This is a genomic window from Cytobacillus firmus, from assembly GCF_023715565.1.
GTDB classification, from domain to species: Bacteria; Bacillota; Bacilli; order Bacillales; family Cytobacillaceae; genus Cytobacillus; species Cytobacillus firmus_C.
The window spans coordinates 13,401-35,455 of sequence record NZ_JAMBOJ010000048.1 but is presented as its reverse complement, the minus strand read 5'-3'; the positions used below and the strand labels follow the sequence as shown (position 1 = coordinate 35,455).

Below are 22,055 nucleotides of genomic sequence, written 5' to 3'. Positions count from 1 at the left end.
ATTTAGGTTGAACTGTAATTGAGTCATAATTAATTCCTCCAACTTGTTTTTCGTAGCTGATAACATTGTTGACCAAAGGAATTAATTTGACTCATTTTCTTTTTACACAATTATATGGGCTTGACCATCAACTTCGGACACAAACAGCAGGAACCCGCAGTTTAAAGTCAGAACCCGGGCCAACTTTGGACACAAACAGCAGGAACCCGCAGTTTAAAGTCAGAACCCGGATCAACTTCGGACACAAACAGAAGAAAACAGGGGTTTAGAGTCAGAACCCGGGCCAACTTCGGACACAAACAGCAGGAACCCCCAGTTTAAAGTCAGAACCCGGATCAACTATGAGTATAAACAGCATAAATCCAAAGTCAAACCAAACCCAACTCCTGAAAACTCAAATCAAAAAAGACGATTTTCCACAACTCCCTGGAAAATCGTCTTTCACATTACCCTCTATTTGTCATCAGGATCCAGATATACAATAGAATTGAAATCACAACCGAACCGGCTGCTGTTAAATAAATCGTGCTATACCCAAACAAGTAAGCGATCTGCCCAAACACGATGGCGCCAATTCCAACCCCCAGATCAAAAAAGGAAAAGAACGTTGCATTGGCCATTCCGCGCCGGTTGGCAGGCGCTTCTTTTACAGACCATGCCTGAAGGGCGGGCTGGACTGATCCAAATCCAAGACCATAAAGAATCGCAGCAATATACATAATCATGCTGCTAGGAAGCCACGCAAGCAGGAACATGGCTGCCATAATCAGCACCGCTCCTGGTAAAAATACAGCCTTGTGACCTTTTTGATCATATAGTCTGCCGGCAAAAGTCCGGGAAAGCATTAAGGCTATAGCAAACAGCAGGAAGTACCAGTGGATTCCGCCTATCCCTTTTTGGGCTGAATAGATAGGAAGAAATGATGCGATTCCACCAAAGGTGACGGTGATGAAAAATAATAGAAATGAAGGCCTTAAAGCACTCTTTTCATAGATGTCCCAGCGCTTCTGAGGCAAACTTTGTTTTTCAGCCTCCTTGTAGTTGATCCTCGATGACAACACCAGTGCGGCTAAACCCAGCAGGGCACAAATTAAGAATAAGAATTTGAAAGAGATGACTCCTGCGAGCGCCAGTCCAAGAGTGGGGCCGAATGCCAGGGCAATATTCCCGGAAAGCCCAAAGTAGCCCATACCTTCACCCCGCCGCTTAGCAGGAATTAAATCAGTGGCAATGGTACCCGAGGCTGTAGTGGAGAAACCCCAGCCAAATCCCTGGATAATCCTTAAAACAAATAAGAAAATTAAACTATTAATAAAACCAAATGCCCCAACTGAAAGCACGAAAATTGCCAGGCCTGTTAAATACACAAAGCGCCTGCCTTTCGTCTCCAGCGTATGCCCTGCATAAGGACGCAATAGGAGAGCCGAAAAGGTAAAGATCCCGACTACTATCCCAATCAGCTGGTCATTTCCGCCCAATTTTTCCACAAAAAGAGGGATTGTGGGTAATGTCATTTGAAATCCTAGAAAAATAAAAAAGTTGGACATCAAGATCAGAACAAAATCCCTTGACCAAATTTTTTCAGATACGGCAGTCTGTTTTTTTGCTTGTCCTGTTAACGCTTCAGCCATATTATTCCTCCCAACAGTGCTGTAAAATGATTAGGTAATCTAAATATTTTTCTATTATAAAGTAAAACAAATGGAAATTCTATTTTAAAGGAGCGGCAAAATGAAGATTAGAGAAAGAGGAATCACAATCGGAACACTAAGACCTGGAAAAAAGAACTGCATTACAGATATAGATGGAGTTATGGTCGGCCAAAGCACTTTGGATTATGCGCTGGATGATGACCAATATGTATGTACCGGTGTAACCGCTGTTTTGCCGCATGGAGGGAATCTATTTCGTGAAAAGGTCACTGCAGGCTGCTATGTGATTAATGGCTTTGGAAAAACAACGGGTCTGGTGCAGGTGGAAGAACTGGGTGTAATTGAATCACCTATTATGCTGACCAATACATTCGGGGTGCCGGCAGTCACACAGGGGACTCTGGAATACATGCTCAATACCACTCCGGAAATTGGCGACACAACCGGAACAGTAAATATCGTGACAGGAGAATGCAATGACGGGTATTTGAATTCCATTCGCACACTCCCGGTAAAACCCGAACATGCAATAGCAGCCATTCAAAATGCCAAGCCGGAAAAAGTGGAAGAAGGTGCAGTTGGAGCGGGTAAAGGCATGGTGTGTTTTGGCTATAAAGGAGGCGTGGGTGCTTCTTCACGTATAATCACTGGGAAACAAAGCATAAATGAATATAAAATCGGATGTCTGGTGGTCACCAACTTCGGGAATAAAGACGAATTTCCGTTCATTAAATACGGTCTGTCAGAAATTCAGCCGAAAACAAAGGACACACCCGATGGTTCAATCATGATTATCCTCGCTACTGACGCACCTGTCAGTGACAGACAGCTGAAAAGGCTTGCGAAGAGATGCGGCATTGGCCTCGGACGGACAGGGAGCCACTTCAGCAACGGCAGCGGTGACATTGTCATAGCATTCTCCACCGCTAACAAAATCCTGCATGAAAGCAGCAGTATGGTGGAAACTGCCCATTATATGAGAGATGATCATCCGATTATGAATCAGCTTTTTCAAGGCGCGGCGGAGTCGGCGGAGGAAGCGATTCTGAATTCCCTTTCACAGGCAAAGACGACAAAAGGGCGGAATGGACGTGTGGTGGAGGGGATGTTTTCATAAGACAATTTATTTACAGTTTAAAAAGTCTATCTTTTCAGTCAATTTGTTGATATAATTATGGACAAGTGAAAATAACAGGTGAAGGCGCCTTAATAGATAAGCTGATTTATGGCTTATACTGTTAAGGCGCCTTTTTGCATGGAGCGGGATGTAATCGCTTACCAGAAACTAGGTTTTGCTGCTGGCCGGCTCCATAGACATAAAAGGGAGGCTGTTTATGTATACTATCACCATAAAAAATGAAACCTATCAATTCCGTTCTATTGCAGATGTCTTAGCAAAAGCCAGTGAGGAAAAATCAGGAGATATAATGGCTGGTATTGCTGCGGGATCTTCACTTGAACGAATGGCTGCTAAAGTGGTGTTAAGTGAACTGTCGCTAAAGGAAATTTATGAGAATCCGGTAATTGCATATGATATGGATGAAGTTACCCGCATAATCTATGACGATCTCAATCTCTTTATTTATAAAGAAATATCAAACTGGTCTGTTGGTGAATTAAGGGAATATATTTTGTCTCACCAAACAAGCACCTCGGATTTGTTCAGAATCAGCAAAGGGCTGACGAGCGAAATGATTTCAGCTGCAGCAAAGCTGATGTCGAGCATCGATTTGGTGATGGCTTCACAGAAAATCCGGCCGACAGCTCATTGCAATACAACGATAGGCGAGGCTGGACGCCTGGCATTCAGATGCCAGCCCAATCATCCCATTGACAATCCCGATGGTATACTTGCATCAATGAAAGAAGGTCTTTCCTATGGATCTGGTGATGCTGTTATTGGTGTGAACCCTAACAACGATTCTGTTGAATCTGTTTCGAGAATTCTTCATATGACTCATGATTTTATACAAAAATGGGAAATACCAACACAAAACTGCGTGCTTGCCCACATTACAACACAGATGCAGGCACTCAAAAAAGGCGCTCCTATTGCACTAATGTTCCAAAGTCTTGCAGGTACACAGGCAGCAAATGATGATTTTGGGGTTTCAAAAGAAATCCTGGATGAAGCCTTTTATCTGATGGCTAAGCAAGGGACATCTACTGGGCCTAATCAGCTTTATTTCGAAACTGGGCAGGGATCTGAAGTCTCACTGGATGCCCATCTTGGCATTGATATGCAGACACTCGAAGCACGTACATATGGCTATGCCCGTCATTGGAAGCCGTTTATGGTTAATAATGTTTCCGGTTTCATTGGGCCTGAGACGATCTACGACGGGAAACAAGTGATCCGCGCAGATTTAGAAGACCTTTTTATGGGGAAAATGCATGGACTCCCAATGGGGATTGCACCTACCTATACCAACCATATGCAGGCAGATCAAAATGATCAGGAAATCGCGGGTATGCTAACAGCGTTAGCCGGAGCAAACTTTTATATGGGCGTCCCTGGAGGCGATGATGTCATGTTAAGTTATCAAGATACCAGTTATCATGATGATGCAAGTTTAAGAGAAATGCTTGGGCTCCGTCCGCTGCGTGAATTTGAGATCTGGCTGGTAAAGATGGGTATCATGGAGAATGGAAAATTGATAGAACGAGCTGGAGATCTATCTATTTTTGAATAAGGAAGGGGGGCTTAATGATGAATATTCAAGCAATAGTCAAACAGGTAATAGAGGAGCTGAAGACAGAAGGGCAAGTAAAAATTGGAACTAGTCCAGAAAATGCTGAAATAAAACCGGAGATTGCAGAAGGACGCCATATTGTTTATGAAATAGTCAAACAAGTAGGTGTAGATCAGCCTGTCAACCGTGAAGAGATCGGGAAGGTTCAATCCATCACTCCAGCAAGAATTGGGATTGGAAGGACAGGAACCCGAATGAAAACAAGGAATTACCTTGATTTCAGAATAGATCATGCGGCCGCGCAGGATGCTGTTTTCAAAGATGTTCCCGAGGAATTGCTGAAGGAATTAAAGCTGCCGGTGCTTCAATCAAAAGCTGAAACGATGGATCAATACTTAATGGACCTGGACAGCGGAAGGCGACTCAATGAAACCTCGAGAAAATGGGCTGACAAAAATCTCCCGAAGAATCGGCAGGTTCAGATCATTGTATCGGATGGCCTGAGTTCAACCGGCATTGAGGCAAATATAGGAGATCTGCTGCCTGCACTTGTACAGGGCTTACAATCGAAGAATATTTCCATTGGAGATCCTGTTTTTATAAAGCGGAGCAGAGTTTGGATTCAGGATGATGTAGCTTCCATTGTCAATTGTGATTGTGTTATTTCACTTATTGGTGAAAGGCCAGGATTGGCAACCGCAAAAAGCATTAGTGCTTACCTGATATACAAGCCCAGTGAAAATACTGTCGAAGCAGATCGCACAGTTATCAGCAATATTCATGAGGGAGGGGTTCCTCCTGTAGAGGCGGGTGCTCATCTGGCCGATTTAATAGAGACCATATTAAAACAAAAGGCAAGCGGCGTAAAATTAGCAAAGCTTCAATAATTCAGGAAGGCAGCAGGATATCCATTTTTTCCAGCTGCCTTTTCCATAATCCAGTTAAATTCCAAATATGTGCCCAATTTCCTATTGAACTATCAAAAACATTATTGACATTCTTCGGCATTCCCTTTAATATTTTTATATATTCTGACACTTTTAATAAATGATTGGGAGTTCTCAGCACATGCCAAACTTCTCAGTAGAAGAGTTATGCACTCTCCATACCAGTCTTTCAACAATGGATATTGAAAGAATTTTAGAGGTCTCTGGCAATCTTTCATTGATCGCGGACCTGAACCAGGCAAATGTTTTTGTAGACTGCCTTACAAAAGAAGGAAAACATGCAATTGTGGTGGCTGAAGCCGCACCAGCCACAGCTAAATCTGTATATCAGAAGCCAGTTGCAGGCAAGTTCGCATATGAAGCGTTTGAACCCGCCGTTATGTATACCCTGAGGACTGGGAAAAATATGTTTCTCAACCGTGCACTGACACAGGAAGGCAAGACTGTTGAACAAAGTGTTGTGCCGATTATGGGATCACAGGATCGGGTCATAGGAGCACTCATTATGGAAAAGGATATCAGTGAGAAGCTTCAGCGTCAGCGAGAATTGGAAGCGTTATCAGAAGCGACAAAAACGCTAAGCGGGATTCTCATTGGGATGGCGGAGGATCGGCCGATTATTCCAGAGGTAATTGAGGAAGCATTGTTCTTTATTGATCATGAAAATAAGGTAGTCTATAACAATCCATCGGCTACGAATCTCATTCACGAAATTGGGAAGGAAGGCATCAGGCCTGGCACTCCTCTTATTGATTACTTACCATGTATACAGCAGATACTAAACGATCCGGAAGAACTTCTTGTTAAAGAATTGAAAATGATGAAGAAGGTTTTCCGTGTGAAAAAGATTAGTCTCCAGGTAGATGGAAAGTCGAATGGAACTTTCATTATCCTTAAAGATCTGACAGAGCTCAGGGAAAAGGAAAGAGAGATTGCTGTTAAATCCGTGGCCATAAGGGAAATCCATCACCGTGTTAAAAACAATCTGCAGACAGTTGCCAGCCTTTTGAGGCTTCAGATGAGAAGGGGGATTCCGGAAGAGAGCAAGGTACATTTCGTGGAAAGTCTGAACCGCATCTCAAGCATTGCTTCAGTCTATGAGATTATTCTCTCAAGCTCTGGTTTGGATGAAGTGGATATATACAGTTTAATAGAGAAAATTGGGAATATGCTGGTGTATGAAGCAAAGCATGAGCAGAAAAAAATACATATACAGTACAGGGGGCCCAGGCTTTTAATCGACTCGGAAAAAGCTGTCTCCCTGTCTCTAGTCATCAATGAGCTTATCCAAAATTGTGTAAAGCACGCATTTAAACAAATGCATGAAGGGAAAATCGAGGTTTGTTTCGATTATTCCAATAATGAAGTTAAGGTTGACGTCATTGATGATGGTAAAGGGTATTCCCCGAATGCAAAACCTTCTCTAGGCTTAGATATTGTGAAAATGATGATCGAGCACGATCTATCCGGTCATTTTTTTATCGAACGGGCTGAAACAGGGACCATTGCTGCTGTGCAATTTCCCTTTGAAAGGAAGGTGGAATAGCTGTGAAAAAAAGAATTATGGTTGTGGAGGATGAATCCATTGTCCGCATGGACTTAAGCCTGATGCTAAAGGATGCCGGCTATGAAGTGGTTGCTGAAGCAGGTGATGGTGAAAGAGCGGTCGAGCTTGCCTTTGAATTAAAGCCTGATTTAATCCTTATGGATATCAAGATGCCAAATTTGAACGGATTAAAAGCAAGTGAAATCATATCCAATAAAATTAATACTCCTATCCTGATCCTTACCGCATACAGTCAGCGGGAATATATTGATAAGGCCAAACAGGCTAATATACTCGGCTATCTTGTTAAACCTGTTAATGAAGCCAGTCTGATTCCAGCAGTTGAGATTGCCCTTAGGCAGGCGGAGAACGCAAATGCCATTCGGGAACAAGTGGAAACCATGAACCAGAAGTTAAATGAAAGAAAGATAGTTGAAAAAGCAAAAGGCATTTTAATGCAAAAGTTTAATATGCCTGAAGAAGAAGCTTTTCGAAAAATGCGAAAGATCAGCATGAATAAACAGGTTACACTGGAAAATGTGGCAAAGCGTATCATTGTAAAATATAACGCATAACATCTTTAACAAGTGGATAGGACAGGCAAAGGTGCCATGCGTCAGACAAAAGCTGACGTACGGCACCTTTTTGTCTTTTTACTTAATCTAATACTATCAAGCTGCTATCTTATCCTATATTTCTTGTAAAGAAGCTGCATGATTCCGTTAACATATAAAAACTTTTTAGGGAGGGATTTATGATGGAAATGGTGGGTAAGATTGTTATTTACATTATCATGGCTTGTGCGGTAGCAGGTGCCTTTGCTGCCATCCGCAACAGTGATGAGGGATTAGGAAAGCAATTTATGGAGGGACTTCATGCTGTTGGCCATATCTTTGTTCCGGCTGCCGGCATAATGGCTTCCATTCCGTTTTTATCATGGTTTATCGATAAGGTCTGCGGTCCATTTTTTGCTGCCATTGGGGCAGATCCAGCGATAGCGGCCACTGCCATATTGGCAACCGATATGGGGGGCTACCAATTAGCTGAAGTGTTAAAGCAGACACAGGAAGGCTGGATAATGGCGATGATTGTTGGTTTTATGGCGGGAGCAACGATTGTTTTCTCCATCCCGATGGGCCTCGCTATGCTTGATAAGAGAGACCATAAATATATGGCGCTTGGTGTAATGTCAGGCGTTCTGACAATTCCTATCGGCGCTTTCATTTCAAGTGTGATTATTGCGGTTTCAAGCTCAAGCTTCAGGGATTTCATTTCCACATCGGGTGAGGCTAAATATCAGTTTGCACTCGGTTTGGGACAAATATTGCTGAACTTAAGTCCGCTATTAATCTTTGTTGTACTGATTGCACTGGGGTTATATTTCCTTCCGGATTTAATGATCAACGGGTTCATGTGGTTTGGACGCATTTTGGATGCGGGAATTAAGCTGGTTTTAGTCTTTTCAATCGTGGAAATTTTCACCGGATTATTCACAACTGTCTTTGGAAGCTGGGGCTTCCATCCAATCATGGCTGATGCAGAAGATCAGTTCCGCGCACTTGAGACTGCAGGATATATTGGGATTATGCTGGCCGGGGCATTTCCGATGGTTTATCTCCTTCAAAAGTATGCGGGAGGCCCACTCGAAGCTCTTGGCCGGAAAGTGGGATTAAGCAAGGAAGGCAGCGCAGGGATAGTTGCCACGATCGCCAACATCCTGGCTATGTTTAAATTGGTCAGAACGATGCCGCCTAAAGATAAAGTCATTAATATTTCCTTTGCTGTCTGTGCGGCATTCCTGCTTGGCGACCATTTATCGTTTACAGCAAATTTTCAGCCAACACTAATCCTTCCAATTATAGCCGGTAAAATTTCTGCAGGGATCATTGGAATTGGTTTAGCATACTGGCTTTCAGTGCCTAAGGCTCTGGAATTGGAGAAAAAGGACCGTGAAGCCGGCATTATCGGAAAAGATGAATATTTGCCGAAAGAAAATAAAGTAAAAAAAGCAATATAAGCAGCAGTCACCTGGGGAGGCCGAAGCAATGAATGAAGAAAAACAACGATTTATACAAGAATTTGTACCGGGAAAACAAGTAACTCTCAGCCATTTAATCGCAAATCCTGATCCGGATATGTTTGAAAAACTTGGGATCCAGCAGGCAGGAGCGTTAGGGATCTTAACACTGACACCAAGTGAAACGGTTATCATTGCAGGAGACCTGGCAACAAAAGCTGCAGACGTGCAGATCGGTTTCCTGGACCGGTTCACAGGCAGTCTTGTCATTGTCGGCACCGTTTCAGCTGTGCAAATGGCCATGGAGGAAATCAACCGTTTTCTATCTGAAACACTGAGGTACACTCCTTCGGAAATTACTAAATCATAAGGAGCTGTATTTAATGTCCAAAATGAACAGAGCGATGCTGATCGGTTCCATCGGGGCTGGAAAGTCGACTTTAACCAATGCTCTCCTAGGCCGCAAAGCGGAAGCGGTTAAAACACAGGCACTGAACTATTATGATTGGATTGTGGATACGCCGGGGGAATACACGGAAAATCCATTTTTCTATAAAAATATCATGGCTACGGCACTGGAAGTGACACATGTATTATATTTGCAGGATTCTACAAAACGGAAAACCATTTTTCCGCCGGGTTTCAGCACTGGGTTTAATAAGCTCCCGATAGGGATCGTGACAAAAAGCGATTCTGCCCAGGCGGATGTAAATACGGCAATCAGGCAGCTTAGAAATGCTGTACCAAAAGGACCCATTGTCATTTCATCCTCTATTTCCGGTAAAGGAATCGAAGAAATACGCAGCCTTGTAAAATGCCATTCCTTTCAGGAAATGAAGGATTATGCAGAATCTTTGCCGGATGATGTCGTAATTTTCAAATGAAACCCTTTACAAAATGAAGAAAATAGAATATATTCTAATTATACAAAATAATAGATCAGGCAAAGGCGCCTCGTGTGAACAATCAATTATTGGTTGCTCATATGGGGTGCCTTTTTTATTTTCCTTAATTCATTGCAGTAAGGCGGGGATCATGTTGAAGCGTTACGATGCACAAAAAGAATATATAATCAGCGCTGGAATCGACATCGGAACGAGCACGACCAAACTCGTCATCAGCAGATTTTCACTTATGAATATGGCTGGCGGAACCCACATGCCGAGAATTGAAATTATAGAAAAAGAAGTGCTCTACCGAAGCCCGATTTACCGCACCCCTCTTCTGACAGCATCAGCTATAGATATTAAAGGTGTTGAGAGACTTGTCAGTGAGGAATATATCTCTGCGGGAATCGAGCCTGGTGATATCAAAACAGGTGCTGTCATTATTACAGGAGAAACAGCAACTAAACAAAATGCCGAAGAAATGGTCCATTATTTATCTGATCATGCAGGTGATTTTCTAGTGGCAACTGCTGGTCCTGATTTAGAAGGAATTATTGCGGCAAAGGGTTCAGGTGCTTATGAATTATCCAGGAGGACTGGCATAACTGTCGCCAATATCGATATTGGCGGAGGCACTGCCAATGCTGCAGTTTATCGTTCAGGAAGGCTCTGCGGAACATGCACGCTCCACATCGGCGGAAGACTGATTGAATTTATTGACGGCAAAATAAAAAGCATTTCTCCTCCTGTCCAGGAAATACTTCGGCAATGGGGGGCTGATTTAAAAGTAGGAGACAGCAGAAATCACCCCATCATCGGAAAGCTGACAGACTACATGGCAGAAGTAATTGGCCGAATGCTTAGGAAGGATCTTCTTAAGGAAGATTCCCCTCTGCTTTTGGGACATGATCCCAATTGGATAGAGGAAATAGATTACATTATGTTTTCAGGCGGAATCAGTGAATGTTTGTACCACTTTGAGAGTGCTGAATCCTCGCCTGCACAGTATGACGATATTGGAAAAATGCTGGCCAAATCTTTAAGAAATTGCCGTGAACTGGCCGCCTTTAAGTGGGTGGAACCGGATGAGACGGTCAGGGCAACCGTTCTTGGAGCAGGAACTCAAACCACAGAAATCAGCGGGGCAACCATCCATGCGGAAGCACATGAATTGCCAATTCGAAATTTGCCTGTCTATCAGATCGGGTTTGATAACAATCTGGAAAAAGGTCTAAGCCGTATTCAAGAGGCTGTAAAGAAGTCAGTAGAAATTTATGATCCACAGCAGGAGGGTCAAAATTTTGCTCTTTATTTAACGAATATGCCTTATTTAGGCTTTCGGGATATCCAGGAATTATCTGCAGTCCTGATAAAATCGCTGCAGGCAAAACCGAAGCCGGAACAGCCGCTTGTTGTTGTTTTAGAAAGTGACCACGCCAAAGTTCTGGGGCAGACACTAAAAACTCAGCAAGCAAATCAAAGTTACATATGCATCGATCAGATTAAGGCAGAACACGGCGATTACATAGATATCGGCCATCTGCTTCAAAGCAATGTGGTCCCTGTTATCATTAAAACATTGACCTTCCATCAGTAAGAAAGGAGGAATCTTTTATGAAGCTGAAAACCAATCATTTGGGAAATGTATATCAGTTTAGTAATCTGAAAGATTTATTCGCTAAAGCAAATGAAGAAAAGTCAGGGGACCGCCTCGCGGGCATTGCAGCAGAAACCGTTCAGGAAAGAATCGCAGCCAAATTGGTTCTAAGTCATCTAACACTATCTGATATCCGTGAAAATCCTATGCTTTCACCTGAAGAGGATGAAGTTTCGAGAATTATAGAAAGCGGAATAAATGAACCTGTATATCAAAGCATAAAAAATTGGTCAGTTGCTGAACTTCGTGAGTATATCCTGGACGATCACACGACAGGAGAAGATTTAAAAAGAATCAGCAGGGGATTAAACAGCGAGATGATTGCCGCCGCCGCTAAGATTATGTCAAATCTTGATTTGGTTCACGCGGCAAACAAAATCGAAATACTGACCAAATGCAATATAACAATCGGCTATAAAGGCACCCTGGCTTCGCGGCTGCAGCCGAACCATCCAACCGATAATGTGGATGGAATGATCGCGTCCCTGAAAGAAGGTTTATCCTACGGCATTGGGGATGCAGTAGTTGGCATAAATCCTGTGGATGATTCGGTTGAGAGCGTAAAGAGATTGCTCCACGCCACACATGCTTTTATAAAGGACTGGGAAATCCCGGCACAAAACTGTGTGCTTGCGCACGTGACAGCTCAAATGAAGGCAATCGAACAGGGAGCACCTGCCGATATGATCTTTCAGAGCATAGCAGGAACAGAGGCTGCCAACAGGTCATTTGGAATTACAGCCTCACTTCTTGAGGAAGCAAATGATATGGCAAAAACTCTTGGCACCGGCACCGGGCCACAGCGTTTATATTTTGAAACGGGCCAGGGTTCGGAGCTTTCGGCTGAAGCTCATTTTGGAATAGATCAGATGACACTGGAATCAAGAAATTATGGCTTTGCCCGGCATTATGATCCTTTTATCGTAAATACTGTGGTTGGCTTCATCGGACCAGAATACTTGTACAACAATAAACAGGTCATTAGAGCTGGGCTTGAGGACCATTTCATGGGAAAAATGCATGGCATTCCAATGGGTGTTGATATATGCTACACGAACCATATCAAGGCCGATCAAAATGATATCGAGGACCTTGGTGTGCTGCTGACAGCAGCTGGAGTGAATTTTATTATTGCCACCCCAATGGGAGATGATTGCATGCTCAATTACCAATCCATGAGTTATCATGACGTTGCCACTCTTAGGCAGACAATGAATAAGCAGCCATCTCCCATATTCAGAGATTGGCTTGAGAAAATGGGGATTTTCGAAAATGGAAAGCTAAGCAAAATCGCAGGCGACCCTACCATTTTTTCACGATAGGAGTTGAAATGAATGAATCCTGAATTGATTGAAAAAGTAACACGACTTGTAGTGGAAAAACTTCAATCGCAGCAAACCTCTGATGACAAAGGGCAGGAAGATAGTGGTGGAGTAAAATTTTGGAATCATACATCAGGACCCATCAAGAAAACAGCCAAGCCGGCAGTTGAGGTTATTGAGTCAGAAAAACAGGATAAAAACGGTTTAATAAAAATTAATAGCCATCAACATGCAAACATTCAATCAGATAAAACCAATCATGAAGAGAGCAAAAGCTATTCTGAAAAGAAAAGCATTGCTAATCCAGCTGATCCGGTTGAGCTTGAGGCGCTCATGAGCAAAACACCTGCAAGAATCGGGGTGGGAAGAGCAGGTACGAGACCAAAGACAGACACATGGCTGAAATTCCGATTTGATCATGCAGCTGCAGTTGATGCCGTCTATGGAGATGTAAATGATGAACTGATAAACCGTCTTGGGCTTTTCAAAGTCACTACGATGGTGAATGAAAAAGAAGTGTACATCCGGAGGCCGGATTATGGCAGGAAGCTTTCAGAAGAAGCCAAAAAAATCATTCTTGCCCAATGCCAAAAGGACCCTGTTGTTCAAATCATTCTGTCTGACGGGCTGAGCTCAAGTGCGATTGAAGAAAATGCTGAGGATGTATATCTATCCCTTCAGCAATCCTTGAATAGTTTAGGACTCGAAATGGGGACTCCTTTTTATATCGAAAAAGGCAGGGTGGCTGTAATGGATGAAGTGGGAGAACTGCTGATGCCTAAAGTAGTTGTGTTATTGATTGGCGAGCGTCCTGGTCTGGTCAGTGCTGAATCACTAAGTGCCTACCTTTGCTATGAACCCCGTAAAGGAACGATCGAAGCTGATCGGATGGTCATTTCCAATATACATAAAGGCGGTATTCCTCCCGCAGAGGCTGGAGCTTACCTCGGAACCGTCATCCAAAAGGTTATAAAGTATGAAGCAAGTGGAGTATCGCTCGTGAAAAAGGAAGGATAGGTGGCAGTATCAATGGGATTAGAACGCATTTACGCCGATATACAGGCTATTCGGGTGATACCTAATGTTGACCAGGAGCTTGCAAAGCATTTTCAGCTTAAGACTCATCACCGTAGCCTGGCCATTTTCACCTCTACAGTTGATGACGTAGGCTATACTGCGCTCGATGAAGCCACAAAAAGAGCAGATGTCGAAGTGGTTTATGCCAGGTCCTTCTATGCGGGGGCTGCTCATGCTTCCGGGCCATTATCAGGTGAAATGATTGGAATTATCGCAGGGCCATCTCCCGATGAAGTTAAAAGCGGTATGGAGGCTGTCCTTCAGACAGCTGAATCTGATGCCTATTTTGAAGCGCTTGATCAGGATAAAACGCATGCCATTTATGCACATGTTGTTTCTAGAACAGGCTCCTACCTGTCAAAGGAAGCAGGCATCAATATCGGAGAGCCCATTGCCTATCTGATAGCTCCGCCATTGGAAGCCGTTTATGGGCTTGATGCTGCTTTAAAGGCAGCAGATGTAGAAATGATGAAATTTTTCGGGCCGCCTTCTGAAACGAATTTTGGCGGCGGGCTTTTGACCGGCTCCCAATCAGCCTGCCAGGCTGCAGCTGATGCATTCCGGGATGCTATTATCGAAATTTCTCAGAATCCTATTAAGTACTAATTTTAGAAATTCTTGAAAGGAGTGTGAAAAGCTTGCATTTCGATCATGATCTTCAATCCATGCAGGAAATGCGGAATGCTGTAAAGCGTGCAAAGGAAGCGCAGCTGCAATATATGTCCTTTACGCAGGTTCAGGTTGACGAAATTGTCAAACAAGCCGCAAATGCTGCCTATGCCAAGTCACTTTCCCTGGCCCGTATGGCTGTAGAGGAAACAGGAATGGGCATAGCCGAGCATAAAAAGTTAAAAAATGAAGTTGGTTCAAAGGCAGTCTATGAGTCTATCAAAGATGAAAAGACAGTGGGCATCATTCGTGAAGACCAGGTAAATAAAGTAACGGAAATTGCTTATCCTTACGGTGTAATTGCAGGCATCATTCCAACGACTAACCCAACTTCTACAGCCATATTTAAAGCGCTTATTGCTCTGAAAACAAGAAATGCAATAGTCGTTAGCCCACATCCAAGGGCAGTGAAATGTACTGTTGAAGCGTTAAAGATTGTGAATGAAGCAGCTGTACAGGCAGGTGCACCTGAAGGATTGATTGGCTGGATCTCAAAGCCATCCATGAGTGCAACAAACGAATTAATGAAGCATCCTGACATCAATCTCATTTTGGCAACAGGCGGAGGGGGATTGGTCAGGGCGGCGTACAGCTCTGGCAAGCCTGCCTATGGAGTAGGGCCCGGCAATGTGCCATGCTATATCGAAAAAACCGCCAAGGTCGACCAGTCCGTTAGGATGATTATTGACAGTAAATCATTTGATAATGGGACCATATGCGCTACTGAACAATCCATTGTAGTCGATCGCAACATTAAAGAGATGACCATGAGAGAACTCAAAAACAATGGAGCTTATCTCTTAAACACCCGGGAAAAGGCGGCGCTGGAAAAAGTCATTTCACCTTCACCAGGAAAGCTGAATCCGGATATCGTCGGCCAGAGTGCTGTTAAAATCGCAAGCATGGCTGGAATTCAAGTTCCTGATGACACAAGAGTTTTAATTGCTGAAGAAACTGAAATAGGGAAAGACATACCATTTTCAATTGAAAAATTATCTCCAGTTTTTGCGCTATATACAGCGGAAAGCTGCCAGGAGGCAAAAGAAATTTGCCTTCAGCTCCTCAACTTAGGTGGCAGGGGACACAGTCTTTCTCTTCATACAAATGACTATGAAGTGGCAAAGGAATTTGCCCTGGAAATGCCTGTTTCAAGAATGATGGTCAATACGCTCTCTTCGATTGGGGCTGTTGGAGCGACAACAGGATTGCTGCCTTCCCTGACTTTGGGGTGCGGTTCATTCGGCGGCAACATTACTTCTGATAATGTGACGGCACGCCATCTGATCAACATTAAAAGAATGGCTTATGGAACGAAAGAAGTCACCATTCCAAGACCGGCAGCCACTTCTTCGATAGCTGAAAAAGAACAAGCAAGCCAGGATGTTGATCATATTGTCAGTCAAGTTCTTCAGCAGGTATCGCCGGATGGCGAAGTAGATGCAAAGATGATTGCCGACATGGTTAATCAAGTAATTAAAAAATACCAAACAAACTAATTAGGAGGAAATAAAAATGGCTAGAGAATTAACTGCATTAGGAATGATTGAAACAAAAGGGCTGGTTGCTTCAGTGGAAGCTGCTGACGCGATGGTTAAGGCGGCGAATGTTCATTTAGTTGGAAAAGTGCATGTTGGGGGCGGAATTGTAACGGTCCTTGTTCGCGGTGATGTAGGTGCTGTTAAAGCGGCAACAGATGCTGGTGCTGCAGCAGCACAGCGTGTTGGGGAATTGAAATCTGTTCATGTTATTCCTCGTCCTCATAACGAATTGGAGAGCATTCTTCCAAAAATCGATATTGAGCTTTAATACAGATTTACTAAGTTAGGAGTTTAAACCATGAACGAGCAAGCCATACAATCGATTGTAGAGGAAATCGTTTCAAGGCTACAAGATTCCTCGGTCAAAGAGCATTCCATTCCAATGGCTGTCTCAGCCCGGCACTGTCATGTAAGTCAAAAAGATTTGGAGATTCTATTTGGTACAGGCTATCAGCTTACAAAAAAAGCTGATTTATCTCAGCCCGGCCAATTCGCTGCTAATGAAACCATAACCATTGCAGGACCAAGAGGAAGCCTGGAAAAAGTGCGCATTCTCGGTCCTGCCCGGAATATGACCCAGGTAGAAGTCAGCCGTACAGATTCGTTCAAGCTGGGGTTAAAGCCCCCGCTTCGCGAATCCGGAAATATAGAAGGTTCTTCTCCAGTAACTTTGATTGGACCTAAAGGCAGTCTATACAAAAAAGAGGGTCTGATTATCGCGCAGGCACACATTCATATGAGTCCGGAAGATGCAGAAGGTTTCGGAGTGAAAAATGGGGAATACGTCAAAGTTGACATAGAGGGAGATCGTCCAATATCTTTTGAAAAGGTGTTAATCAGGACTTCACCGCGGTATAGACTTGAAATGCATATTGATACGGATGAAGCCAATGCAGGACTGATCGCCGGAAAAACAGCCGGCAAGTTGGTAAGGCAAGAGGAACGCTTATGATAGACCGGCAATTAATAGAGCAAATAGTTGAAGAAGTAGTAAAAAGTTTAACAGGTGCCAAACCTGCCCCAAATACAGCAATGAAACATACTATTCTCACTGTCGGGGATCTGGATAGAATCGATCCTGCTATTTTACAAGCGTTAGAGAAAGACTGGAATGTACTTCCTTATGATGTTACTGAAGAAGTACAGCTTCATACCGTTATGAAGGTGGTATTTCTGGATGCGTCACAGGATCTGCTGGTCAAAGGTGCACTGGGCATTTGCGACACACCGGAAACCGAGCTTCTCTCAGCCTGTATTATTGATTATGTTCCAGTAACCTTAATTCCCAAACCAAATCTTTATAATATCCTCAGTGGAGAGAAGAAAACCAATGGGGATTATTTTTCAAGTTTAATGGAATATAAGGAAAAACTGCTAAAGTTCGGGGTGGAAATCAGCAGTCTGGTGGAATTTGCATCGCCTAAGCCAATTAAGGCAGCACAGCCGGAATTAAAGAAGCTGATTACACAAAGAGATGTTCAAGAATGCAATACGAATGAAATACTTGCAGATAAACAGACCATCATAACACCTTTAGCACGTGATACTGCACGGGAATTAGAAAAAAGCATCAAGGTAATGGATACAAAAGGGGCTGAAAGCACATGGAAATGGGAACGGTAATCGGCAATGTATGGGCCACAAGAAAAGAGGATGATTTAACAGGTCTGAAATTTTTGGTTGTTGAGACTCATGGACCTGCAGCAGAAAAATCATTCGTTGCGGTTGACCGCATTGGGGCAGGTGTCGGTGATCAAGTTCTCGTTACGCGTGGAAGCTCGGCGTCAAATATGTCCGGAGATATAAGATTGCCCATTGATGCATTGATAATTGGCATTATCGATTCTGTTGATGTTGAAAAGAAAGAGGTGAAATAGTATGGCGAGAGCACTTGGCATGATTGAAACAAGGGGGCTGATTGGGTCCATTGAAGCAGCAGATGCCATGCTGAAAGCGGCCGATGTTACTTTGGTGAAGCAGGAAAAAGTAGACGCTGCCTTAGTAACGGTTTTGGTTCAGGGGGACGTAAGCGCAGTTCAGGCTGCAGTAGATGCAGGCAAGGAAGCAGCAGCCAGAGTGGGTGAACTCATATCAGCGCATGTTATCCCTCATCCGGATGAAGATATCAAGAAAGCTTTATTGGATGACAGAAAACCTAAAGAAATGAAAAAAGAACCTCCTCCTGTAAAAAAGGGAGGAAGCAAGAATAAACAGAAGCCTGCTGAGGAACAAGGCAGTGCTGAAGATAAATAGAGTACTCCACTGGCAGGACGAAATGGAGGGACAGCCATGACTTTTAAAAGAAGAAAGATTGCCGTTATCGGGTCAGGCTTTACGGGTGCGACAGCAGCATTGATGCTTGCCCAAAAGGAATTGGGAGACATCATCTTAGTAGACATACCTTCTCAGGCAAACCCGACAAAAGGCAAGGCTCTTGATATGCTTGAAGCTGGACCGGTTCAGCGCTTTAATAGCATGATAACCGGCACATCAACCTATGAAGACATTCAAGATGCAGATTTAGTATTGATTACAGCCGGAATGCCAAGAAAACCTGGAATGAGCCGGGACGATCTTGTCGCTGTAAATGAGAAAATTATGATAGAAGTATCTCAAAATATAAAAACATACGCACCGGATAGCTATATCATTGTATTAAGCAATCCTGTCGATGCTATGACCTATGTATGCTATAAAACCACTGGTTTCCCGAAGAATCGGGTAATCGGACAATCGGGGGTACTGGACACAGCCCGGTTTAATACATTTGTGGCGCAGGAGCTGGGTGTTTCCATTGAAGATATTTCAGGATTTGTTCTTGGCGGTCATGGAGATGATATGGTTCCACTCGTCAGGTATTCGTATGCTGGCGGCATTCCGCTCGAGAAAATTCTGCCTGCCGACCGAATCGAAGCTATTGTGGAAAGAACCAGAAAAGGCGGAGGAGAAATTGTCAATCTGCTTGGCCAGGGAAGTGCCTATTACGCTCCTGCCGCATCAATGGTTGAAATGGCAGAAGCAATACTGAAAGATAAAAAAAGAATACTGCCTTCCATCGCCTATTTGGAAGGTGAGTATGGATACAGCAGCATCTATCTGGGAGTACCAACAATTCTCGGAGGAAACGGGATAGAAAGTGTCATTGAAATTCCGCTGACTGCCGATGAGAAAAATGCACTCGATCAATCTGTTAAGTCTGTACAAAATGTTATGAGCATACTTGAAACCGCAAAAATGTAAAAGGGCTGGCTTGTGAGGACTAATTTCCTCATTGGTCAGCTTTTTTTGCATGTTGTTTAAATTGTACAAATCCCGGGTACATTATAATTAACAAGCTTAGCAGCTGCTAACAAAAATTCCAGCAAATAATCATTTGAATAATCTGAAAACTTCTGGTACAATAGAAAAAAGCTCAAGGGGTTGATTGCAAATGGAAAAACGTCTACTTAACTCGCCGCAACAGTCTGAGGAAAACGTGTCATTGTTAGCAGAACAAGTCCTGAATCAAGCTCTTAAGGAATACCGAGTAGAAAAACTGCGCAAAAAAATTGATGAAGCTCTCACTAGCCGAAACAAAAAAGAATTCATGCGCCTTACTGAGGAATTAAAGCAAATTTCGTAACAATCTCATAACCAAATGTTAACAAGGCAGCCTGTTCGAAAGAATGGGGCTGTCTTTTGTTGTTTATAAGTCATTTCATGGTCGGATAGTGCTTAAACCTGGTGGGTGCAGGAATGTAGTTAATCGGAAGGAATAGTGACCAAAATCGGAGGAGAGCTTAGGAAATGGTAGTTAATCAAAAAGATTAGTGACCAAAAATCCAGAGCAGCCGCAGAAATTGGTCGCCATAACAGCTCCATGAAACCCATAATCCAGAACATCCTAAGGAAGTGGGCATCTAAACCCTCCACAAAATCCACTAAACCGAAAACCCCACCCACATACAACTTCTAAAAAACCAAAAATCGTCTCTCCCCAACCTGTTCCACCAAAATGTTCCAAACCGTTCCAAAACGAAACGCTGAAACACTCTCCAAACACAACAAGCCTTAGTACTAAGGGCAATCCCACTTTGGCACAATTTTTGCATCTAAGGTTAATAAGCAAAATGAAATAAGAAGCGCAAAGGGGAGGAAGCAATGTTTGATGAGAAATTGGATTTAAGATTGCCTGGTCCTGTGCAGGTTCCAAAAGAAATACAGCGTGCAATGCTGAGGAGTTTCGATCATCCCATGATGGATTACCGGAATCCGGCCTTCCAGGATGTGCTGAAGGAAACAACTGAAAAGTCCAAAATGATTTTCCAGACTGAAAACCTGGTAATTCCGCTTACCTCAAGCGGTGCTTCGGCTCTTGAGACCGCAATCATTAATACTGTTGGCCCAAATGATACGATCATCCTTTGCGTCGTCGGCTATTTTGGGGAGTACCTTCAGGGTATAACTGACCATATCGGCTGCAAAACTGTCCGTGTTGATGCGGAATGGGGAACTATTGTTGATCCGGATGATGTGAGAAAAGCATTAAAGCAAAACCCTGAAGCAAAGGCTGTTTTTGCAACACACTGTGAAACATCGACTTCCGCCATAAACAATATTAAAGAAATAGCGGCCGCTGTAAACGAAACGGATGCCATTTTCCTTGTGGATGCGGTGAGCTCGATTGTCGGAACTCCTCTATATATGGATGAATGGGGCATCGATATTGTGGCAACCGGGGGACAGAAAGCGTTAATGCTCCCTCCAGGCCTTGCGTTAATTACATTAAGCGAAAAAGCATGGAACACTGTGAATAAGCATCAGTGCCCATCCTTTTATTTTGATCTCAAGCTTTATAAAAAAGGGTTGGAATCAGGGGCCGGAACACCTTATACGCCGAATATATCGCTTGTGTGCGGGCTTCTTGAAGCATGCAATATGATAGAAAAAAGCGGAGGAATTGAATCTGAATACAAAAGGCATGCTGCACTCCGGGATATGACCAGAGCGGGTGTCCGGGCATTAGGTCTTGAATTGCTGGTGGATGACTCGGCGGCCAGTCCAACCCTGACAGCTGTAAAACTAAATAATGCAGATGAATTCAGAAGGATGATGCGGGAAGAATTTCATATCGCATTGGGCGGAGGTCTTGGAAAGGTGAAGAATCAGATTCTGCGTCTGGGACATATGGGTTATACAGATGCTGCTGATATGCTGAAAATGTTTGCTGCGATGGAGCTTGCTTTAAAGAAAAGCGGACACGATGTGGAGTTAGGTGCAGGAGTTTCCGCAGCTCAAAGGCATTGGCTTGAGCATCCGTATTGTTAATTCCTGATTCAGAGGAGATGTGATCCCGGTGAACATCCTTGAAAAACGACTTGCCGACCTGGCCAACCTGCCTTCCGTTATACCTGGAGATCAGATCCAGCTGAAGCCGGATTGTGTGTTCGTCAGCGGCCAAAGTTCACGAAATGTCATTAAAGCTTTCACCAGGCTGGGCTTCAAAAATGTAAAACATTCAGCCAGGATTATCTTTTCTGATGGGAAGACAGAAGCTGAGGAAATCGAACAATTCTGTGCCGAAAAAGGAATAAAAGTTATTACTTATGATTTGCCCCAGCATTTTCGTACAGAAAATAAGCTGCTGAATGGAATGGTGATTGCAGGGATAGATGAGAATGTGAAAAGTCTTGCAGGATACGGGGCCATTCCTATTATCATCTCGCCGGATTCAATGGCAGCTTGCCTGGCAGCCGGATCATTCTCAATGTTCATACCTGAATCGATTTATATTGAAATAAACGGGCTATTAGGTGGAAGAGTTACCGGTAAAATGCTTTGCAGCTATCTGGTGAATATTTTTGATGACAGTTTAATAGGAAATGCAGTGATACTGGGAGGCAAGGTCTTTGAACAGTTGAATGCTGAAGATCGGAAGGAACTATCCGAATTTTTCCACCTTTCCAGCGCAGCAATAGGTATTTGTTCACCCGGAGGCCCGTATGGCCAGGTTGAAAGTGTGATAAAGCTAACTTCAGAAGATATGAATATATTGACTTAAAAATTATAGA

General features: G+C 43.4%; 23 protein-coding genes. 22 read left to right on the top strand and 1 reads right to left on the bottom strand.

Features of this window, described 5'->3' with window-relative positions:
- Positions 1-446: 446 nt before the first annotated feature.
- Complete coding sequence (locus M3205_RS17880; protein ID WP_251171162.1) at positions 447-1,631, bottom strand: MFS transporter; 1,185 nt, start codon at positions 1,629-1,631, stop codon at positions 447-449.
- A gap of 100 nt (positions 1,632-1,731) precedes the next feature.
- Between M3205_RS17880 and M3205_RS17875 the strand changes: the two genes are divergently transcribed.
- From M3205_RS17875 to M3205_RS17770, 22 genes are all read left to right on the top strand, one after another.
- Positions 1,732-2,769, top strand: a complete 1,038-nt coding sequence (locus tag M3205_RS17875; RefSeq protein WP_251171161.1) for a DmpA family aminopeptidase — start codon at positions 1,732-1,734, stop codon at positions 2,767-2,769.
- Between the two features lie 217 nt (positions 2,770-2,986).
- On the top strand, positions 2,987-4,345 hold the full coding sequence (locus M3205_RS17870) for an ethanolamine ammonia-lyase subunit EutB (protein ID WP_251171160.1): 1,359 nt from the start codon (positions 2,987-2,989) through the stop codon (positions 4,343-4,345).
- Between the two features lie 17 nt (positions 4,346-4,362).
- The gene (gene eutC / locus M3205_RS17865; RefSeq protein ID WP_251171164.1) at positions 4,363-5,232 is read left to right on the top strand and encodes an ethanolamine ammonia-lyase subunit EutC; all 870 of its coding nucleotides are present in this window, start codon (positions 4,363-4,365) and stop codon (positions 5,230-5,232) included.
- A gap of 181 nt (positions 5,233-5,413) precedes the next feature.
- Positions 5,414-6,838, top strand: a complete 1,425-nt coding sequence (locus M3205_RS17860) for a sensor histidine kinase (protein WP_251171159.1) — start codon at positions 5,414-5,416, stop codon at positions 6,836-6,838.
- 2 nt (positions 6,839-6,840) lie between these two features.
- Positions 6,841-7,413, top strand: coding sequence for an ANTAR domain-containing response regulator (locus M3205_RS17855; protein WP_251171158.1), 573 nt, complete (start codon positions 6,841-6,843; stop codon positions 7,411-7,413).
- Between the two features lie 182 nt (positions 7,414-7,595).
- Entirely contained in the window at positions 7,596-8,855 is a 1,260-nt protein-coding gene (gene eutH, locus M3205_RS17850) for an ethanolamine utilization protein EutH (protein WP_251171163.1), read from the top strand.
- A 28-nt stretch (positions 8,856-8,883) separates the two neighbouring features.
- Positions 8,884-9,225, top strand: coding sequence for an ethanolamine utilization microcompartment protein EutS (gene eutS / locus M3205_RS17845; protein ID WP_048011266.1), 342 nt, complete (start codon positions 8,884-8,886; stop codon positions 9,223-9,225).
- Between the two features lie 13 nt (positions 9,226-9,238).
- Positions 9,239-9,739 carry a EutP/PduV family microcompartment system protein gene (locus M3205_RS17840; protein WP_251171157.1) on the top strand — a complete coding sequence of 167 codons (501 nt, stop codon included), beginning with the start codon at positions 9,239-9,241 and terminating at the stop codon, positions 9,737-9,739.
- 151 nt (positions 9,740-9,890) lie between these two features.
- On the top strand, positions 9,891-11,339 hold the full coding sequence (locus M3205_RS17835; protein WP_251171156.1) for an ethanolamine ammonia-lyase reactivating factor EutA: 1,449 nt from the start codon (positions 9,891-9,893) through the stop codon (positions 11,337-11,339).
- Between the two features lie 17 nt (positions 11,340-11,356).
- Positions 11,357-12,721: an ethanolamine ammonia-lyase subunit EutB gene (locus tag M3205_RS17830; RefSeq protein WP_251171155.1), complete on the top strand. Its 1,365-nt coding sequence runs from the start codon at positions 11,357-11,359 to the stop codon at positions 12,719-12,721.
- 12 nt (positions 12,722-12,733) lie between these two features.
- A complete protein-coding gene (eutC, locus tag M3205_RS17825; protein ID WP_251171154.1) occupies positions 12,734-13,738 on the top strand; it encodes an ethanolamine ammonia-lyase subunit EutC in 1,005 nt (334 codons plus the stop codon).
- 12 nt (positions 13,739-13,750) lie between these two features.
- Entirely contained in the window at positions 13,751-14,404 is a 654-nt protein-coding gene (gene eutL, locus M3205_RS17820; protein WP_251171153.1) for an ethanolamine utilization microcompartment protein EutL, read from the top strand.
- A gap of 32 nt (positions 14,405-14,436) precedes the next feature.
- Positions 14,437-15,963 (top strand): acetaldehyde dehydrogenase (acetylating), encoded by a 1,527-nt coding sequence (locus M3205_RS17815; RefSeq protein ID WP_251171152.1) that lies wholly within the window; start codon positions 14,437-14,439, stop codon positions 15,961-15,963.
- A 16-nt stretch (positions 15,964-15,979) separates the two neighbouring features.
- Positions 15,980-16,273, top strand: a complete 294-nt coding sequence (locus M3205_RS17810) for a BMC domain-containing protein (protein WP_159866322.1) — start codon at positions 15,980-15,982, stop codon at positions 16,271-16,273.
- Between the two features lie 30 nt (positions 16,274-16,303).
- Positions 16,304-16,957 (top strand): phosphate propanoyltransferase, encoded by a 654-nt coding sequence (locus tag M3205_RS17805; protein WP_251171151.1) that lies wholly within the window; start codon positions 16,304-16,306, stop codon positions 16,955-16,957.
- A complete protein-coding gene (locus tag M3205_RS17800; protein ID WP_251171150.1) occupies positions 16,954-17,628 on the top strand; it encodes a hypothetical protein in 675 nt (224 codons plus the stop codon). Before M3205_RS17805 ends, M3205_RS17800 begins: the two co-directional genes overlap by 4 nt.
- A complete protein-coding gene (locus M3205_RS17795) occupies positions 17,610-17,882 on the top strand; it encodes a EutN/CcmL family microcompartment protein (RefSeq protein ID WP_251171149.1) in 273 nt (90 codons plus the stop codon). The genes M3205_RS17800 and M3205_RS17795 overlap by 19 nt, the downstream gene beginning before the upstream one ends.
- Position 17,883: 1 nt before the next feature.
- Positions 17,884-18,258 (top strand): BMC domain-containing protein, encoded by a 375-nt coding sequence (locus tag M3205_RS17790; RefSeq protein ID WP_251171148.1) that lies wholly within the window; start codon positions 17,884-17,886, stop codon positions 18,256-18,258.
- Positions 18,259-18,294: 36 nt separating this feature from the next.
- Positions 18,295-19,245: a malate dehydrogenase gene (mdh, locus tag M3205_RS17785; RefSeq protein WP_251171147.1), complete on the top strand. Its 951-nt coding sequence runs from the start codon at positions 18,295-18,297 to the stop codon at positions 19,243-19,245.
- A gap of 190 nt (positions 19,246-19,435) precedes the next feature.
- Entirely contained in the window at positions 19,436-19,627 is a 192-nt protein-coding gene (locus tag M3205_RS17780; RefSeq protein WP_251171146.1) for an IDEAL domain-containing protein, read from the top strand.
- A gap of 518 nt (positions 19,628-20,145) precedes the next feature.
- On the top strand, positions 20,146-21,312 hold the full coding sequence (locus M3205_RS17775) for a pyridoxal-phosphate-dependent aminotransferase family protein (protein ID WP_251171145.1): 1,167 nt from the start codon (positions 20,146-20,148) through the stop codon (positions 21,310-21,312).
- A 28-nt stretch (positions 21,313-21,340) separates the two neighbouring features.
- Positions 21,341-22,045 (top strand): hypothetical protein, encoded by a 705-nt coding sequence (locus M3205_RS17770; protein ID WP_251171144.1) that lies wholly within the window; start codon positions 21,341-21,343, stop codon positions 22,043-22,045.
- Positions 22,046-22,055 lie beyond the last annotated feature (10 nt).

What these genes read in the sequence shown, in the direction of transcription:
- M3205_RS17880 (WP_251171162.1), bottom strand. Translation starts at nt 1,631, where the DNA reads ATGGCTGAAGCGTTAACAGGACAAGCAAAAAAACAGACTGCCGTATCT.
- M3205_RS17875 (WP_251171161.1), top strand. Translation starts at nt 1,732, where the DNA reads ATGAAGATTAGAGAAAGAGGAATCACAATCGGAACACTAAGACCTGGA.
- M3205_RS17870 (WP_251171160.1), top strand. Translation starts at nt 2,987, where the DNA reads ATGTATACTATCACCATAAAAAATGAAACCTATCAATTCCGTTCTATT.
- eutC (WP_251171164.1), top strand. Translation starts at nt 4,363, where the DNA reads ATGAATATTCAAGCAATAGTCAAACAGGTAATAGAGGAGCTGAAGACA.
- M3205_RS17860 (WP_251171159.1), top strand. Translation starts at nt 5,414, where the DNA reads ATGCCAAACTTCTCAGTAGAAGAGTTATGCACTCTCCATACCAGTCTT.
- eutH (WP_251171163.1), top strand. Translation starts at nt 7,596, where the DNA reads ATGGAAATGGTGGGTAAGATTGTTATTTACATTATCATGGCTTGTGCG.
- eutS (WP_048011266.1), top strand. Translation starts at nt 8,884, where the DNA reads ATGAATGAAGAAAAACAACGATTTATACAAGAATTTGTACCGGGAAAA.
- M3205_RS17840 (WP_251171157.1), top strand. Translation starts at nt 9,239, where the DNA reads ATGTCCAAAATGAACAGAGCGATGCTGATCGGTTCCATCGGGGCTGGA.
- M3205_RS17835 (WP_251171156.1), top strand. Translation starts at nt 9,891, where the DNA reads ATGTTGAAGCGTTACGATGCACAAAAAGAATATATAATCAGCGCTGGA.
- M3205_RS17830 (WP_251171155.1), top strand. Translation starts at nt 11,357, where the DNA reads ATGAAGCTGAAAACCAATCATTTGGGAAATGTATATCAGTTTAGTAAT.
- eutC (WP_251171154.1), top strand. Translation starts at nt 12,734, where the DNA reads ATGAATCCTGAATTGATTGAAAAAGTAACACGACTTGTAGTGGAAAAA.
- eutL (WP_251171153.1), top strand. Translation starts at nt 13,751, where the DNA reads ATGGGATTAGAACGCATTTACGCCGATATACAGGCTATTCGGGTGATA.
- M3205_RS17810 (WP_159866322.1), top strand. Translation starts at nt 15,980, where the DNA reads ATGGCTAGAGAATTAACTGCATTAGGAATGATTGAAACAAAAGGGCTG.
- M3205_RS17805 (WP_251171151.1), top strand. Translation starts at nt 16,304, where the DNA reads ATGAACGAGCAAGCCATACAATCGATTGTAGAGGAAATCGTTTCAAGG.
- M3205_RS17800 (WP_251171150.1), top strand. Translation starts at nt 16,954, where the DNA reads ATGATAGACCGGCAATTAATAGAGCAAATAGTTGAAGAAGTAGTAAAA.
- M3205_RS17795 (WP_251171149.1), top strand. Translation starts at nt 17,610, where the DNA reads ATGGAAATGGGAACGGTAATCGGCAATGTATGGGCCACAAGAAAAGAG.
- M3205_RS17790 (WP_251171148.1), top strand. Translation starts at nt 17,884, where the DNA reads ATGGCGAGAGCACTTGGCATGATTGAAACAAGGGGGCTGATTGGGTCC.
- mdh (WP_251171147.1), top strand. Translation starts at nt 18,295, where the DNA reads ATGACTTTTAAAAGAAGAAAGATTGCCGTTATCGGGTCAGGCTTTACG.
- M3205_RS17780 (WP_251171146.1), top strand. Translation starts at nt 19,436, where the DNA reads ATGGAAAAACGTCTACTTAACTCGCCGCAACAGTCTGAGGAAAACGTG.
- M3205_RS17775 (WP_251171145.1), top strand. Translation starts at nt 20,146, where the DNA reads ATGTTTGATGAGAAATTGGATTTAAGATTGCCTGGTCCTGTGCAGGTT.